16 protein-coding genes, 1 other RNA gene and 1 other annotated feature are annotated in these 16,134 nt (G+C 40.4%); of the genes, 16 read left to right on the plus strand and 1 reads right to left on the minus strand.

Translation table 11 applies throughout. The features are described 5' to 3' along the window. Window positions 1-64: 64 nt before the first annotated feature. The 4 genes from rplA to AC3B6Y_RS05955 all read left to right on the plus strand — a co-directional run bounded on the left by rplA (window position 65) and on the right by AC3B6Y_RS05955 (window position 3,434). Window positions 65-748 carry a 50S ribosomal protein L1 gene (rplA, locus tag AC3B6Y_RS05940; RefSeq protein WP_489757197.1) on the plus strand — a complete coding sequence of 228 codons (684 nt, stop codon included), beginning with the start codon at window positions 65-67 and terminating at the stop codon, window positions 746-748. Window positions 749-766: 18 nt separating this feature from the next. Next, window positions 767-883, plus strand: a sequence feature (ribosomal protein L10 leader region). Window positions 884-907: 24 nt separating this feature from the next. After that, window positions 908-1,417, plus strand: coding sequence for a 50S ribosomal protein L10 (rplJ, locus tag AC3B6Y_RS05945; protein WP_489757198.1), 510 nt, complete (start codon window positions 908-910; stop codon window positions 1,415-1,417). A gap of 30 nt (window positions 1,418-1,447) precedes the next feature. Next, complete coding sequence (rplL, locus tag AC3B6Y_RS05950; RefSeq protein ID WP_489757199.1) at window positions 1,448-1,816, plus strand: 50S ribosomal protein L7/L12; 369 nt, start codon at window positions 1,448-1,450, stop codon at window positions 1,814-1,816. 79 nt (window positions 1,817-1,895) lie between these two features. Beyond that, window positions 1,896-3,434, plus strand: a complete 1,539-nt coding sequence (locus AC3B6Y_RS05955; protein ID WP_489790679.1) for an ABC-F family ATP-binding cassette domain-containing protein — start codon at window positions 1,896-1,898, stop codon at window positions 3,432-3,434. A gap of 68 nt (window positions 3,435-3,502) precedes the next feature. On the opposite strand, the gene AC3B6Y_RS05960 is transcribed toward AC3B6Y_RS05955, so the two are convergent. Continuing rightward, on the minus strand, window positions 3,503-6,793 hold the full coding sequence (locus tag AC3B6Y_RS05960) for an Ig-like domain-containing protein (protein WP_489790681.1): 3,291 nt from the start codon (window positions 6,791-6,793) through the stop codon (window positions 3,503-3,505). A gap of 911 nt (window positions 6,794-7,704) precedes the next feature. Here AC3B6Y_RS05960 and AC3B6Y_RS05965 point away from each other — a divergent pair. The 12 genes from AC3B6Y_RS05965 (at window position 7,705) to AC3B6Y_RS06020 (ending at window position 16,114) form a co-directional block, all read left to right on the plus strand. Next, window positions 7,705-8,313: a class I SAM-dependent methyltransferase gene (locus AC3B6Y_RS05965; protein ID WP_489790682.1), complete on the plus strand. Its 609-nt coding sequence runs from the start codon at window positions 7,705-7,707 to the stop codon at window positions 8,311-8,313. Next, complete coding sequence (locus tag AC3B6Y_RS05970) at window positions 8,288-8,782, plus strand: nucleoside deaminase (RefSeq protein ID WP_489757203.1); 495 nt, start codon at window positions 8,288-8,290, stop codon at window positions 8,780-8,782. The genes AC3B6Y_RS05965 and AC3B6Y_RS05970 overlap by 26 nt, the downstream gene beginning before the upstream one ends. A gap of 107 nt (window positions 8,783-8,889) precedes the next feature. After that, an RNA gene (gene ffs / locus AC3B6Y_RS05975) (signal recognition particle sRNA small type) lies at window positions 8,890-8,977 on the plus strand. Window positions 8,978-9,129: 152 nt separating this feature from the next. Then, a complete protein-coding gene (gene dnaX, locus AC3B6Y_RS05980) occupies window positions 9,130-10,839 on the plus strand; it encodes a DNA polymerase III subunit gamma/tau (RefSeq protein WP_489790684.1) in 1,710 nt (569 codons plus the stop codon). 17 nt (window positions 10,840-10,856) lie between these two features. After that, window positions 10,857-11,456, plus strand: coding sequence for a recombination mediator RecR (gene recR, locus AC3B6Y_RS05985; RefSeq protein ID WP_489757205.1), 600 nt, complete (start codon window positions 10,857-10,859; stop codon window positions 11,454-11,456). A gap of 69 nt (window positions 11,457-11,525) precedes the next feature. Next, complete coding sequence (tmk, locus tag AC3B6Y_RS05990; RefSeq protein ID WP_489790686.1) at window positions 11,526-12,164, plus strand: dTMP kinase; 639 nt, start codon at window positions 11,526-11,528, stop codon at window positions 12,162-12,164. A 2-nt stretch (window positions 12,165-12,166) separates the two neighbouring features. After that, window positions 12,167-12,493: a cyclic-di-AMP receptor gene (locus tag AC3B6Y_RS05995; protein ID WP_489757207.1), complete on the plus strand. Its 327-nt coding sequence runs from the start codon at window positions 12,167-12,169 to the stop codon at window positions 12,491-12,493. After that, window positions 12,493-13,431, plus strand: a complete 939-nt coding sequence (locus tag AC3B6Y_RS06000) for a hypothetical protein (RefSeq protein ID WP_489790687.1) — start codon at window positions 12,493-12,495, stop codon at window positions 13,429-13,431. The genes AC3B6Y_RS05995 and AC3B6Y_RS06000 overlap by 1 nt, the downstream gene beginning before the upstream one ends. Before the next feature lie 2 nt (window positions 13,432-13,433). Then, complete coding sequence (locus tag AC3B6Y_RS06005) at window positions 13,434-13,763, plus strand: DNA replication initiation control protein YabA (RefSeq protein ID WP_489757209.1); 330 nt, start codon at window positions 13,434-13,436, stop codon at window positions 13,761-13,763. Between the two features lies 1 nt (window position 13,764). Continuing rightward, a complete protein-coding gene (gene rsmI / locus AC3B6Y_RS06010; protein ID WP_489790689.1) occupies window positions 13,765-14,646 on the plus strand; it encodes a 16S rRNA (cytidine(1402)-2'-O)-methyltransferase in 882 nt (293 codons plus the stop codon). Then, window positions 14,643-15,395: an acyl-[acyl-carrier-protein] thioesterase gene (locus AC3B6Y_RS06015; RefSeq protein ID WP_489757211.1), complete on the plus strand. Its 753-nt coding sequence runs from the start codon at window positions 14,643-14,645 to the stop codon at window positions 15,393-15,395. The genes rsmI and AC3B6Y_RS06015 overlap by 4 nt, the downstream gene beginning before the upstream one ends. Then, window positions 15,392-16,114 carry an alpha/beta hydrolase gene (locus AC3B6Y_RS06020; protein WP_489790690.1) on the plus strand — a complete coding sequence of 241 codons (723 nt, stop codon included), beginning with the start codon at window positions 15,392-15,394 and terminating at the stop codon, window positions 16,112-16,114. The genes AC3B6Y_RS06015 and AC3B6Y_RS06020 overlap by 4 nt, the downstream gene beginning before the upstream one ends. The last annotated feature ends 20 nt before the right edge of the window (window positions 16,115-16,134 follow it).

The following is a 16,134-nucleotide window of genomic DNA, read 5'->3' on the forward strand; positions in this document are numbered from 1 at the left end:
AAGAGCTTGTCACAGTGGGAGGGGTAAAACCCACTTGACCACAATCACAAGGAGGAACTCGAACGTGGCTAAACATGGAAAGAAATATTTAGAAGCTGCTAAGCAAGTTGATAAAAACAAAGCTTACGATGCACAAGCAGCAATGGACTTATTAAAGAAAGTTAACTATGCAAACTTTGATGCAACAATTGAAGTTTCTTATAATTTGAACTTAGATACTAAACAAGCTGACCAACAAATTCGGGGCGCAATGGTTTTGCCAAATGGTACTGGTAAGACTCAACGGGTCGTTGTATTTGCTGATGGTCAACAAGCTAAAGATGCGCAAGCAGCTGGTGCTGACTATGTTGGTGATGATGATTTAGTTGACAAAATTACTGATGGCTGGTTAGACTTCGATGTTGTTGTTGCAACACCAAAGATGATGGCTAAAGTTGGTCGTTTGGGTCGGATTTTAGGACCGAAAGGTTTAATGCCAAACCCAAAGACTGGTACAGTTACCATGGACGTTACTAAAGCTGTTAATGATATCAAAGCTGGTCAAGTAACTTACCGGGCTGATTCTCAAGGTTTGATTCATGCTCCGTTAGGTAAGATTTCATTTGATACTGATAAATTAGTTGCTAACTTTAATGCTTTAAACGATGTGATTGTTAAAGCTCGTCCAGCAACAGTTAAAGGTCAATATGTAAACTCTGTTTACTTAACTTCGACCTTTGGCCCTGGTATCAAAGTTAACGTTGACTAATTAATTAATTAATGTTAAATTACTAAACAGAAACTACCTAAGACTCAGGTGGCAGTATGCCTTAATATCCTGCCGAGGCTAGATGCATTCGTTAGGACATCTTGCTTTGCTGAGGTGTCCTTTAATTTTAGGTAGAAATAATTATGGAGGTGAAATCACGTGAAAGATGCTGTTTTAAAGGCTAAACAAGAATTAGTTGATGAAGTCGCTGATAAGATCAAGCGTTCTGAATCAGTTATTGTTGTTGACTATTTAGGCTTAGATGTTGCGCAAGTAACAGAATTACGGCGCCAATTAAGTGCTGAAGACGTAGAGATGCGAGTTATTAAGAACTCTGTGTTACGGCGGGCTGCTGATAAAGCTGGTTTTGAAGGTTTAGATGAAGCCTTCACAGGTCCTACAGCGGTAGCATTTTCTTATGAAGATCCAATTATTGCTGCTAAGACTATTTCTAAATTTGCGGAAACTGCTGATGTCTTGGAAATCAAGGGTGGTATCATCGAAGGTGAAGTTCAAAGCTTAGCCAAAATTGATGAATATGCTCATATGCCAAGTCACGACGAATTGTTGGCTACTCTTGCTTCAATGTTGCAAGATCCAATTCGCAAAGTTGCTTATGCTGTTAAAGCAATCGCTGATAAAGAAAATGAAGACGGCGACGCTGCTTAATTAAATTTATAATCCATTGGAGGAATAAAAATGGCTTTCGATAAAGACTCAATTATCGCTTCCTTAAAAGAAGCAAGTATTTCCGATTTAAACGACTTAGTAAAGGCAATCGAAGAGGAATTTGATGTTTCAGCTGCTGCTCCAGTTGCAGTTGCTGGTGCTGCTGGTGGCGATGCTGCTGCCGCTAAAGATGAATTCGATGTTGAATTAACCGAAGCTGGCCAAGAAAAAGTTAAGGTTATCAAGGCTGTTCGTGAAATCACAGGCTTAGGCTTGAAGGATTCCAAGGACTTAGTTGACAAAGCTCCTTCAGTTATTAAAGAAGGCGTAGCTCAAGCTGATGCTGATGATATGAAAGCTAAACTTGAAGAAGTTGGCGCTACTGTAACTTTGAAATAGTCATTGTTATATCAAAAAAGCTACCGAATTTTTATTCGGTAGCTTTTTTGCTTAAAATAACTTTTTAAAGGAGTAGAATTTGAGTATTGTACGCGTTGAACATTTGAGTCAACAATTTTTAGATAAAACTTTATATACCGATGCGAGTTTTCAAGTTAATGAACAAGATCATTTGGGAATCATTGGACAAAATGGCGTTGGTAAAAGTACCCTAATTAATATTTTAACGGGGGCTTTAACGCCAGATAATGGCACAATTATTTGGAAGAAAAAAATTCAGGTTGGTTATTTGGACCAGTATGCTAATCTAAAACCGGGCCAAACCTTGCGGGAATTTTTAACGACGGCTTTTCAATCATTGTTAGATCAAGCTCAGAAATTAGAATTAATCTATCAACAATCAACGCCGAGTGCCGATGATTTGGAATTAGCTGGTCAATTACAAACCGCTTTAGAAGCCAATGGCTATTACGATATTGATTTGAAAGTTGAGCAGGTAGCGCAGGGGCTGGGTTTAGATGCCTTAGGCTATGACCATGACGTTGCTGAGTTAAGTGGGGGGCAACGTTCGAAGTTAATTTTAGCAAAATTGTTGCTAGAACAACCCGACATTTTATTATTAGATGAACCAACTAATTATTTGGATCAACAACATATTTCTTGGCTGGCTGAGTATTTGCAAAATTTTGCCGGCGCTTTTGTGGTCGTTTCACATGATTATCAATTCTTGGATCAGATTGTCAATAAAGTCTGCGACGTTGAATTAGGGCAAATTAAAACTTATACGGGGACGTTAAAGCAAGCTTTACGTCAAAAAGCCGCTGATCAACGGACTTATTTAAAAGCTTACGCCAGCCAACAAAAGAAAATTGCGAAGACACAAGCTTATATTCAAAAAAATAAAGCCGGTTCGCGCTCGAAAAGTGCCCGCAGTCGTGAAAAGCAATTAGCCCGAATGGATAAGTTAACACCACCAGCTAATCGGCAAATTGCCCAATTTAATTTTCCATATGTCGCTAGTAAAGCCAACGTCATTCTGGAAGCTAATAATCTAGTGATTGGTTATCAACAACCATTATTAGCACAACCATTGAATTTTTCGGTAGCTATGGGTGAAAAAGTTGTTATTAAAGGCTTTAACGGTATTGGTAAAACCACATTATTAAAAACTATTCAAGGCTTAATTCCGGCGTTGGGTGGAGAAGTAGAGTTAGCAGCAACGATTACCAGTGCTTATTATGAGCAGAGTTTATATTGGTCCACGCCGTTAGCGAGTCCGTTAGCAATTTTAGAACAGCGTTTTAGTGAACAGCCACCGCGGATTATTCGACGAACTTTGGCTCAGACGGGCTTGACGAGTCAACAAGCTAGTTCGGCAGTCAAAACACTATCGGGTGGTGAACAGGTCAAAGTTAAGTTGGCCGCATTGATGCTCCAGCCTGCCAACGTATTGTTTTTAGATGAACCGACTAATCATTTGGATGATGATAGTAAGTTAGCCTTGCGCCAAGCTTTAGTTAATTATCCGGGGACAGTCATTTTGATAACGCACGAAACGGATTTTTATGATAGTTCGTGGATTAGTAAAGTTTTAGATATTGAACAATTATTACAATAATTAGCATGCAAAAAAGCTTGAAGCGCTGCGTTTAAAGTTGTTAAACACGGTGTTCAAGCTTTTTGTATTTAAGTTAAGCTATTGGTCAAGGTCCAAGTTAAATGACCATGATGATTGGTATTTGGCAGCGTAGGTGTTGCACTGGTATTTTTTAAGAATGGTCCTTGAGGAGTTGCAGCACTTGAGTTAGCGCTGGTCGTCCAAGTTTGTGAGATATCTAAGATGTTATCATTGGGATCAGGAGCGATTTTTTGAAAGACCATTGTTGGCGTCGCTGTTATTTGAGTACTCAGACCATTATTACCATAATATAGTGGTAAATTCCCCGTTCCTAAATCATCATCTAATTGGTTAGCTAGTTGGACAGCGACCGTCCAGTTAGCTTCTTGATGATCTGTGTCAGTGACCGCTAAATTACCAGTAATAGTTTTCATAGGCAAATTTTTGCGATCAGCCGACATATGGGTGCCAAAATCTAAGCTACTCGGAACTTGCATAGTCAGATCACCTTTGATAGTTAAAGTGGTCGCTGCTGGAAAAGTCGTATCATGATAAACCGTGGTAACTTGCGGATTGGAGTTCTGGTCAGCGTCAGTGAGAACAACTTGTAATTTTTGTCCGGAACTGAGCCCGTGAATTTTGGTTAAAGACCATTGCCCGGCACTATCAACTGTAGTATTTTCAGCAGGAGTTGACTCATAATGAATGCTACCATCCGCATTTAAAACGCGCCAGGAAACTTGCATGTTAGCAGCACCAGTTCCGGATAAGCTGGTAGTTGACGGAACAATGGTGTTCAGAGCAGTAGTTGAATGATGATCGGTTAAAGTCGACTGCGCATGAAAGACTTTAGCGGGGGCAGGGGGAGTTTTATTAATGACGATTTTTTCACTGTCATCAAAATCTTTTTGGGGTTCAGAGACAATCGCACTGGAGCTATATTTGCCATTTTCGTAGGTTCCATTCCGCCAGACGCGCAAAATTTTAATTTTGGTACCCGTAGGCAATAAATTTAAGCCAGGAGCAGCCACTTTAATAGCACCTTTGAGATTGGTATTGTCATAATAAGTTTCTTGAGTGCTGGACAGGCCATGTAATTCTTGGACAGTGCCATCAGGTAAAGTGACTTGTAAGTCCGCATGAATTTCATTATCCAATGCAGGGCGGAAGGCACTGTTTTCCGCAGGAACTTGAGCCTGTAACCAAATATACTTATCCGTATTAGCTGGATGGATAAACTGATTATTTTGATCTTGCAACCAGCTAACTTTGCCGGGGGTGACATTAGCAGTCATGCGGATAATCTTAGTTAAGCCCTTTGCAGATCCTAGGGGCGTGTCTAAATATTGTTTAAAATTACTAGCGTCACTTGGGTCACTGTCACTACTGGGAACTACGGTGTCAAAGGTCGAAGAAGCCGAAGATGATTGGTAAGTAGCGCCCACGTGGGCCCAATTACCGGAAGGATTACCGTTAACGTCACTATTACTATCCCAAACTTGTAGCGGCAGAGCTTTATGGTTGAACAGACTCGTCTTCGCACCGTTAAATAAATAGCTATTACTACCACTCGGAGCGCGGTTTTGAAAATCAAAATAACGTGGATACGGCATATTGAAGTTGAGGTCATTACTATTCGCAGAGAAAATAGCATTTTTAGGATAATTGCCGCGCGCTACAAACGAAATTGAATCATTACTGGAAACGCCGGCATCAATCTTTAATGGTAGTGAAGGCGAGGCAATGGCAGGGCCATTATTAGCGTCGACAAGCACTTGAGAATCTGGATCGCGCAAAGTAAAGGAATTAGACGTGGCGCCCCCAGTGCTACCAGTGTATAAAATACCTTCACCACCAACATCACCAGTTCCGGGAGAACCAGCAGTGGAATTATTGTGTAAATTAAATTCAGCACCTTGCGAAACGGAAACTTGGTTGCCGGTACCATACATGCGAATACCTGGCGCATTCGAACTTTGAGTATTTTGATAAACGTTAACTTTAACGTTGCCCTGCATATCAAAGAGCATTCCCCCAGTCAAGATGAAGCGAATGGCGGGATTGAGGCTGACGCCCCCAGTACCTGTACCTCGTGTGATATTAAGACTGGTTGTTTTGTCGTCTGGCGTTCCCGTTACCTCGAATTTACTATCGGTGCCAGAAATGCTGACGGCCGGACCATTAATATTTTTAATATCGAGGCTAGAACCACTAGCCATTTTAAGCAGGGAACCCGTACCATACAAACGAATGACTCCGGACGAATTCAGATCATTATTATTGCTATAATTAACTTTAATTTGGGAGTGATCTATAATGTTCAAATTAAATCCAGTATACGTATTTTTATTGTCACCATTAATAAAAAAGTTGTCGTAATTGGTGTAACTGGCGGATGCTTGTACTGCATTAATCGTGGAGTTGTTAATGCTAATACTTTTATCAACAGTTAAATTCTTGCTCATTCCGGGGAACATCAGATAATTATTAGCTTTAACTTGCATCTTACTACTATTAATATTTAACTGACTACCGACACTACTGTTTAAGACGATTGCGTACACAGAAGTATTAGTGGCGCTAGAGGTAGTTAAATTGGCGGGCATTTGTTGAGAAACATTGGCATGATCAAAAGTGATGGATACAGGAGCAGTTGCGGCTTCGGAACTATAAAAGCCACCATTGCTAATTGTGCTATTGGTAGTAGCATTATTGATGTCCGCAGGCGTTGTAGCATTATTGATTGGCGTGTCTTGAACGATTAAATTACCGCCAGTAGCCGTAAAACTATAGTACATTTTGGCAGCGGTAGTTGTGGCTGTGACATAAGCGTCTTTCACTGTTGTGGTACCTTGGTCTAATGAAATTGTACAATCAGTGGTATTAATTTGGTAATTATTAAAATCAATGGTCTTATCTGAAGTAACATGCGCAGATTGGGTGCTAGCCAAGAGGTTATTTGTAAGAATAATTGTTTGGACTTTGGGATTTTTCACTTGGGTACAAAAATCATTCCAAGTACTGACACTGACAGTACCAGCCGCTGTAGTTGCGGGGTGGTGAGTGGTTTTATACATGAGTTTGTTTTGGAGGTCAGTGTCCGAGTTAGCTTGCAGATCTAGCATCTCTTGAAAGTCAGGATCGTTAATATCGCCAGCAAAGGTACTCGCGGTCGGGGGACTGTTAATCAAATCATTCACAAAGCTATTAGGCAACCCTTGATTGTGAATAATTTCGGCCATGGCAGATTCTTCACTGGAATGATCATTGTCTTCAGCGTGGAGCGTGGTGGTACAGAACAAACTAATAATAATGGTGTATACATAAATAAACAATTGAAATTTTTGGTGATTTTTCATTTTAGACACTCCTCAAATAAATTTTATTTTGTTGATGTTTTTCATAATTTTTAAAAAGTTATCGTCCATTTTGCTTAATTGTTTTGGAATTGAGCAAAGAAAAAGCTAAGCGTAATTATTAAATTAGCGCTTAGTTGCATGTTCGAATACCGGCAAGTGAGCATTGCAGATAAGATTATAGGAGATTAGGTGGGTTGCTGAACTAATAGGAAAACCTTTTATAGGAATGATTTGGTTTAACGGTGGCCTAGCACAGGAGGCTATGTGTAAGGCGCCAGAGTAACAGAAATTAAAATAAAGAAGGCTGATTATGAAATTCCCACGAGTGTGGTTGATTTTGATTGACATATAGATAGCTTGGCTCCTGAGGATCATTAATCTAAATATTATTTATAAATTAATTATAATAACCATAACTATTAGTTAATGACCCGTCAACGGCGCATTTTATAGTAAAAAATATTATGAATTTGACAAATAGTATTTTGTAGAAGCAAAACTTAACCCAAAAACTTTTTGGGATAAATAATAGGTAAAATTTTGTTAATGCTATTAAAAGCACATGTAGAATTGATTGATCGTAATTAATTTAGGCTCAGAATGCTGATTCTGATAGTTAGTTGCGTTAAGCTGTTCAAGAGTGAGCAAGGTCATTCAACGACGATGATTAAGAGGTAGTTGCTTGTTTTTTAGTTCTTAATTTTAGTTCTGGCTGATAAATTTTTTTAAAATTTAGTAGATTGGAATAATTAAGAACAATTTTGCGGTTATTTTCCAGCAGTAACAAAATTAAAAAGTCATAGTTGGAGTTGAAAAAGTTGCCTCAATTTTGGGCAAAATTAATTTCAAATTTCCCTAGTAGCGAATTTTAGTTATACTAAATATGTAATGATTAACAGGAGGTCAATGATTTGGCGGAACAATATTTTACCAATCAGCCCACATCAGCGCATGATTATCAAGAATTTAAGTTTCAATTACGCCAGCAAACACTGCAATTTCAAACGGATAGCGGAGTTTTTTCCAAGCAAACGATTGATTATGGCACGCGCGCGTTACTCGCGGCCATTAATTTGCAAGGTTTGCCAACGGGGGATTTATTAGATTTGGGATGTGGCTATGGCCCGATTGGGCTCACGTTAGCTCAGGAAACAGGTCGGTTGGTGGACTTAGTCGACTTAAATGAACGAGCACTGGATTTAGCGCGCAAGAATGCACAGCTCAATGCCGTTAATAATGTGCGAATTTTCGCTTCGGATAGTTATCGCCAAGTGAGCAAAACTGATTATGCAGCCATTTATACGAATCCGCCGTTTCGCGCTGGCAAACAGGTGGTTAGTACAATGATTACTCAGGCCAGTGAACATTTGCAAAATCAGGGCCAATTCTGGTTTGTCGGGCAAAAAAAGCAAGGAGCTAAGACTTACCAAAAATTAATGCAACAAACATTCGGTAATGCCACGATTATTCAAAGAGATAAAGGATATTATATTATTGAAAGTCTTAAGACCCACGATTGAGGAATTATATACACCAACGCAATTAACAGCTTATATGCAACAGGCCATTGCCGCAGCCAATCAAGCGCGCCAATTAGCGGAAGTGCCCATTGGTGCTGTGATTGTCGATGAAGTTCAACACCAAGTGCTGGCGACGGGCTTTAATCAACGCGAAGTTAAGCAAGATGCTTTGGCTCATGCCGAATTACTGGCAATTGATGCCGCTTGTCAGAAAAGACAAAGCTGGCGCTTAGAACAGTGCTCGTTATTTGTGACATTAGAGCCGTGTGCGATGTGCGCTGGCGCAATTATTAATAGTCGCATTAATAATGTGATTTTTGGTGCTTGGGATCCTAAGGCGGGTTCGGTTGGCTCGTTAGTGAACTTATTTGAGCAACCGTATAATCACCGTCCTCATTATCAAGGTGGGGTTTTGCAGCCGGAATGTGCGCAGTTATTAACGAATTTTTTTCGCGAAATCCGTAAGTGATCCATAGGAAACCAAGTTAAAGCCGGTATAAAAATGTCTGTAAAAATTTAGATACTAATTTTCCTTGTCAATTATTGCAAAGTAAGCTATAATTATTTTTGCCGTAAGGCCAGAGGCAATGATTGGCTTATGAATCGTGTCAGGTTCGAGAGAAAGCAGCACTAAGTAAGTGCGGTCATGTGCCTTTTGATATGATTATTAACGCTCTTAGCTGTTTAGCTAAGGGTTTTTTTATTATAATGAAATATGACCAGTACTGAATCAATGTGAGAATTAATAGAAGTTTGACGTAATATTAAATTAGCAATTCTAAAAGTAAGCAACATAATTAATTGGGGAGGTATTCAATGGTTTATCAGGCGTTATATCGGCAGTGGCGTCCACAAAAGTTTAGCGATGTTGTTGGTCAAGAAGTGATTACTACAACACTAAAGAATGCCGTTAGTGAACAACAAGTTAGTCATGCGTATTTGTTTACAGGACCTCGGGGTACTGGCAAAACTTCGTGTGCCAAAATCTTGGCGAAAGCGGTCAATTGTCCGCATCAAGATAATGGTGAGCCCTGCAATCAGTGTGAAATTTGTCAGGCCATTACTAATGGCAGCTTGAATGATGTTTTAGAGATTGATGCGGCTTCCAACAACGGTGTGGAGCAAATCCGTGATATTCGCGATAAAGTTAAGTATGCCCCAACGCAGGCGGAATATAAGGTTTATATTATTGATGAAGTACACATGTTATCGACAGGCGCTTTTAATGCTTTGTTAAAAACTTTAGAAGAACCGCCGGCCAAAGTGATTTTTATTCTGGCAACTACCGAACCACAAAAAGTGCCTGCGACCATTATTTCGCGGACGCAGCGGTTTGATTTTCGCCGGATTGGTGCCAGTGATTTGTTGGCGCGCATGAAATTAATTTTGCAAGAGAAGCAAGTGCCATATGACGAGCAAGGATTAGACTTAATTGCCCAAGCAGCTGAAGGTGGGATGCGGGATGCTTTAAGTATTTTGGATCAAGCTTTATCACTGGGGCAAGGACAATTGCAGTTAGAGAATGCGCTAGAAGTCACGGGGGCTTTAGATAATCAACAATTAGAAACCTATTTTAAAGCTTTGGCTGCCACCGACGTCGCCCAAGCTTTGACTAGCTTGCACGAAATTATGGCTAGTGGACGTTCCGCCAAGCGCTTGACGGACGCTTTAATGTCGACAGCCCGGGATTTATTATTGGCTAAAACGGATGTTGATTTATTATCGGACTTAGATCGCTCACTGGTGTCGGAACAGTTGTTAACCTTAAAGGATCAATTTACCACTGATCAATTGTATCAGTTGATTGAGCTAGTTTCTCAAACACAACAAGAGTTACGCGCAGCTGATCGACCGTCGATTTATTTAGAAGTCTTGACTATTAAATTAATTGAACAATTACAACAACCGAAAACTCCGGCCCCAGGCGCTGAACTTCCCCAATTACAGCAGTTACAAGCACAAGTGCAAAGTTTACAAACACAAGTGCAACAATTACAACAAGTAAAGCTAACAACTGAGCCGTCAGCGACTACCGCGCAAAACAGTAAAGTTCAAACTAGGCCCCAAATAGCCAAGCCCAAAGCAGTAGTTCATGTTGATCAAGCTAAAATTAATCAAATTTTGCAGTCAGCCACACGCCAAGCTTTAACTCAAGTCCGAGATATTTGGCCAGATTTAATGAGTATGTTAAATGTGACCCAAAAAGCCGTGATGAAAGTTTCCAAACCCGTGGCCGCCAGTGCCGAAGGAGTGGTTGTTTCGTTTGATTATGCGCTTTGGTTTGAGCGCGTGATGAGTAATCAAGAAATGTTAGCGTTGTTGAAAGATAATTTGGATAAGTTGTTGAAAAATGATGCTGATGTGGTCTTAGTAGCGGCAGAAGATTGGCCCCAAATTCGGCAAGATTTTTTAAAGGGACATGATGTCCGTGCCACTCATGCGGAAAAAAAATCAGAAACTGTCGATTTAGTCAAAAAGGCCCAAGACTTATTTGGCGATGATTTAGTGGAAGTTGATCATGATTAAGAAAGGAAGTTGTGAACGTGCAATATCCTCGTCCAGTGACGAAATTAATTGATTCATATATGAAATTACCAGGAATTGGTGAGAAAACGGCGACGCGGTTGGCCTTTTTTACAATTGGAATGGATCAAGAAGATGTCAGTGAATTTGCGCAAAGTTTGACGGCTGTCAAAACCGAGCTACACTATTGTCAAATCTGTGGCAACATTACTGATGTAGAACCTTGTGAAATTTGTAGTAGTACTAGTCGGGATCACAGCCAGTTATTGGTCGTTGAACAACCCAAAGATATTATGGCGATGGAGAATATGCAAAGTTATAATGGACTATATCAAGTCTTGGGCGGCGTCTTGTCGCCAGTCAATGGTGTAGGTCCCGAAGATTTACAAATCAAACATTTATTAGAGCGTTTAAAGCAAAATCAGCAATTTCAAGAAGTGATTGTCGCAACTAATGCCACACCAGAAGGCGAAGCTACTGCGATGTATTTAGCTAAATTGATTAAACCAGCGGGCATTAAGGTAACCCGCTTGGCGCACGGCTTAGCCGTCGGCGCCGATATTGAATATGCTGATCAAATGACGTTGCGGCGGGCAGTCGAAGGTCGTCAACAACTTTAAGAAAAAACTTCTCGTTCACGGACTTCTTTTGTACAATAAAACTATAAACTAAGAAAGTAGGTAATTGCTGTGCCGAAAATTTTTATTTCCTTAGAAGGACCAGATGGTTCTGGTAAATCAACTGCGGCTCAGCAACTCGCAAAGCAATTGCCCCAGTTGTTGCACCAGCCAGTTCTTTTGACACGCGAGCCCGGCGGTAGTAGTATTTCTGAAAAGATTCGCCAGTTGATTTTAGATGTTGATAACACACAAATGGATGCGCGTACGGAAGCTTTATTATATGCTGCGCAAAGGCGCCAGCACTTAGTGGATGTTATTGAACCTGCTTTAGCTCAAGGTCAGATAGTTTTGAGTGATCGTTATGTAGATAGTTCGATTGCTTATCAGGGTGCTGGACGACAGTTAGGTACGGATGAAATTTGGCAAATTAATCAGTTTGCCACGCAAAACGTGATGCCTCAGCTGACTTTATACTTTGATGTGGAGCCCGAAGTCGGTTTAGCGCGGATTAAACGTCAGCGAGCGACGGCGACTGATCGCTTGGAGCAAGAGACGTTGGCTTTTCATCAACGAGTTCACCAAGCGTATTTAAAATTATGGCAACAAAATCCGCAACGGATTAAAAAAATTGATGCGACTCAAACACCAGCCGCAGTAGTAGCAGCTTGTCTCCAAGAAATCACCACGGTTTTCACAAAAGAGGGCTAATTATGAAACTAGTAATTGTAATCGTTCAAGATAAAGACCATGCTAAATTAAGTAAGGCACTGAATCAGGCTCAAATTCAGTCAACGCGTTTATCAACGACCGGAAATTTTTTGCGCAATGGTAATTCAACATTTTTAATTGGAATTGCGGATGAACGGGTGGACGAATTGTTAACTTTAATTCATGATAATTCTAAAACACGCCAAGAATACGTTTCTACAGCCATTGCGACGAATATGCTCGGTGAAATTCCGGAACAACCAGTAGAAGTGACTGTTGGGGGCGCTACGGTCTTTATTTTACCGATAGAAAAGCTGGTTCATTTTTAATGACTGCACCGATTATTCAAGAACAACCAGCTTTAACGAAACAATTAGCCCAACAGGTTGATCAGCAACATATTTCCCATGCTTATTTAATAGCGGGCAATAATTTTTTGCAGGCGCAAGCTTTAAGTGTTTGGTTTGTGCAAGCCATTTATTGCTTAGATACTGCAGCCGGTTTTCCCTGCTTACAGTGTGATCATTGTCGCCGGATTGCACACTGGGATTTTCCAGATGTTTTGCGTTTATCGACCACTAAAGCAAGTTTAGGCGTCGATGAAATCCGCGGAGCTAAGCAGCAATTAGAGCAAAGTGCGGTGGAAAGTACGCGCCGCTTGTTACTGATTGAACAGGCGCAAAAACTAACGGCAGCAGCGGCTAACAGCTTATTGAAATTTTTAGAAGATCCCAGTGGTCGGGTGACAACGATCTTGGTAACTGATAGTGCAACGACCATGCTGCCGACAATTTTGTCACGGGTTCAAGTTTTTAATCTGCAGGAACATGAAGATTTGACTTTGGCACAGACTTTACAAGCACGTTCTTTTAGTCAACCAGATCAAAAAATGATTACGGCTTTCCATTTAGAAAACTTAATCACGGATGATTTTACTGGCGAACAATTTGCGAAATTAAAGCAAACCAGTCAAACTTGGGTCCAATTGTTAGAAACCAAGCCGTGGCAAGCTTTTGTGAATGTGGCGGCAAAAGTGGTGCCGTTAATTGAAAATCATTCCCAACAAGCGCTATTTTGGGGCTTGATTGAAGCTATGTTAACCAAACAGTTACAAGCTAGTGTGACCGATGCGCCCCGCTTGCAAAGGATTACGCATTTGACTGTGCAGCTGTTACATTCGCAAAAATTATGGCATGCTAATGTTAGTTTTGAAAATTGTTTGGAACTTTTAGCTTTACAAGCAACAACGCCCATTAAAGGAAGTTGATTATGAAACAAACAGATTATTATGCAAAGTTTGCAGAACTACAACAAGTGGCTCAGGATTTAACTACTGCCTTGGCAACCATGAAAGATGATGTTTCACGCGTTTTAGAGGAAAATGCAGAGCTGAAAATTGAAAATGAACATTTACGTAATCGTCTGGCAGAGATGGATCCCAAAAAAGAACCTGAATTACCACATGCGCGGCGGACTTTAGAAAAACTTTATGAAGAAGGTTTTCATGTTTGTACCGTTATGTATGGTGCCCACCGTGAGAACAATGAAGAATGCGCTTTTTGTTTAGACGTAATTTATGGTGATCGGGGGCCAAAATAAAATGATTCAAGAAGTAGCTAGTTTTCAAGCGGCAGCTACGGGTTGCTTATATTTGGTACCCACACCGATTGGTAATTTACAAGATATGAGTGAACGAGCGATTCAAACACTCAAGGACGTAGATTTGATTGCCGCAGAAGATACCAGAAATACACAAAAATTGCTCAATCATTTTCAAATTACGACACCTCAAATTAGTTTTCACGAACATAATACCCAGCAACGTTTGCCCGAGCTCATAGCTAAATTACAAGCAGGCTTCAAGATTGCGCAGGTTAGTGATGCCGGAATGCCGTCAATTAGTGATCCTGGTAAAGAACTGGTCGCAGCTTGTATTAAAGCTCAAATTCCAGTGGTTCCCTTGCCTGGTCCCAACGCCGCTTTAACAGCACTGATTGCTTCGGGATTATTACCGCAACCATTTTATTTTTATGGCTTTTTACCGCGGAAAGCGTCCCAGATGCAAGCGGAGTTAACCAAATTAGCGCAACTGTCCGCGACTTTTATTTTGTATGAATCACCGTATCGGGTAGTCAAGACCGTGGCGGCCTTGATTGCGACGTTAGGCAAACAACGCCAAGTCGTGTTAGCGCGGGAATTAACGAAGATTCACGAAGCCTTTTTACGTGGCAGTTTAGCACAAGTACAGGACTATTTCACAACCCATCAGCCGCGTGGTGAGTATGTTATCATTGTTGCTGGGAGAACTGTAGAGCCAGTTAGTCATGAAGCATTATCTAGTGAGCAAGTGCGCACCTTAGTGCAACAACAAATTGATACAGGTTTAAAGCCCAATGCCGCTATTAAGCAAGTAGCTCACCAACAGCAGTTATCACGTCAACAAGTTTATAACAGTTATCACAGATTGGAGCCGAAAGTATGAATTCACAAATCTTTGCGGAACAAATCAAGGTTCCGTTCTACGATATTAATTCCACTGGTGAAATGAATTTATCCAGTTTATTTAATGAAATTTTATTAGTATCTGAGCATCAATTACATCAAGTTCAGATTGATTCCCAACAAATGGTGCAGCAAGGTTTAGGCTGGGTGGTCACTAAGTATCACCTAGAAATTGCCCATTTACCGCAACTGAATGAACAAATCAAAATTACCACGCAAGCCAACAGTTATAATAAGTTCTTTTGTTATCGGACTTTTACTGTGCAAAATATGGCTGGTGAACAGTTAGTTAAATTAACCAGTAATTGGGTGATGTTAGATATTCAAACACGTAAGATGTTAGCGATTGACCCCCAAATTATGGAGCGCTTGGCTTGTCCTTACTCCAATGAAATTTGGCGGTTTCCGCGGATAGATTTAATTGAATATGTTAATGAACCCGTTACTTACCGGACACGTTTTGCGGATATTGATGTTAATGGTCATGTGAATAATTCGATTTATTTAGACTGGATGATGGATGCATTAGGGCGTGAGTTTTTATTAAAATATCGTTTGCGACAATTTGATATTAAATATGAACGTGAAGTTCCTTATGGGGAAATGGTACAGAGCTTTGTCCAACAAGAGCAATTAACAACCCACCATTTGATTAAAACAGCAATTGGTGTCAATGCACAGGCGCAAGCTGTCTGGCAAAAACGCTCAAGAGATGAGGTTGATCAATGAAGCAAGAGCATGCGCAGTTGCGGGGGCACAATTTAGGATTAGGTTTGGCGCTAGTAGTTATTTTTATTTTGCTGGCAGTCTTATCATGGCGTTCGACTCAACCGCACAGTGTTAATCAAGTCCAAAGTGTTCCTACACTTTATGTGCAAGAAGCTAAGAAGTCTAAAAGCTCGTTAATGAAATACGCTAACAAGCATAATCAGGCGCAGACTGTATTAAGGGCGGTGGTTTCACCGCAAGGTAAAGTTACCTGGCATGGTAATTGGCAAACGAAGGTGCACCATCCTTTGATTAAAGTTACGATGCAAAAAGCTACTACTTTGAGCTATCAACAAATGGGACATAATCTGAAGACAGTATTGTCCCAATTACAACAACAATACCGCATTAAAAAATATAATGTAGTTGCTCAAGACGCAGGCAACACAGTAACGTTAGCTTACCAGGTACAAGCAGCTAAACAAACAACTTTGCCACAATTACAACGGCAAGTTAATATCACTACTGCCAAAATTCCAGCTCAAGATTTAGATTATTTTTGGCACCAGCGGCATCACCTGAAAAGTAACGTGCGGGTCTTAAATATTCAACAGCAAACTACTGATTTAACGGCACATTCGCTCGAAACAATTTTGAAACCACGAGTACAACAGTATCAAGAATTAACGGCTTCAAAGCCAGCAGTGATCGGATCAGAGATTGGTCAGTTCTTGTGGTAAATAGTTTTCAAAAATTTTAG

Source organism: Bombilactobacillus sp. ESL1092, assembly GCF_058107465.1.

Bases quoted from the DNA above. Each gene is read 5' to 3' on its own strand.
- rplL (WP_489757199.1), top strand. From the start codon at position 1,448: ATGGCTTTCGATAAAGACTCAATTATCGCTTCCTTAAAAGAAGCAAGT.
- AC3B6Y_RS05960 (WP_489790681.1), bottom strand. From the start codon at position 6,793: ATGAAAAATCACCAAAAATTTCAATTGTTTATTTATGTATACACCATT.
- dnaX (WP_489790684.1), top strand. From the start codon at position 9,130: ATGGTTTATCAGGCGTTATATCGGCAGTGGCGTCCACAAAAGTTTAGC.
- AC3B6Y_RS05995 (WP_489757207.1), top strand. From the start codon at position 12,167: ATGAAACTAGTAATTGTAATCGTTCAAGATAAAGACCATGCTAAATTA.
- AC3B6Y_RS06000 (WP_489790687.1), top strand. From the start codon at position 12,493: ATGACTGCACCGATTATTCAAGAACAACCAGCTTTAACGAAACAATTA.
- AC3B6Y_RS06005 (WP_489757209.1), top strand. From the start codon at position 13,434: ATGAAACAAACAGATTATTATGCAAAGTTTGCAGAACTACAACAAGTG.
- rsmI (WP_489790689.1), top strand. From the start codon at position 13,765: ATGATTCAAGAAGTAGCTAGTTTTCAAGCGGCAGCTACGGGTTGCTTA.
- AC3B6Y_RS06015 (WP_489757211.1), top strand. From the start codon at position 14,643: ATGAATTCACAAATCTTTGCGGAACAAATCAAGGTTCCGTTCTACGAT.
- AC3B6Y_RS06020 (WP_489790690.1), top strand. From the start codon at position 15,392: ATGAAGCAAGAGCATGCGCAGTTGCGGGGGCACAATTTAGGATTAGGT.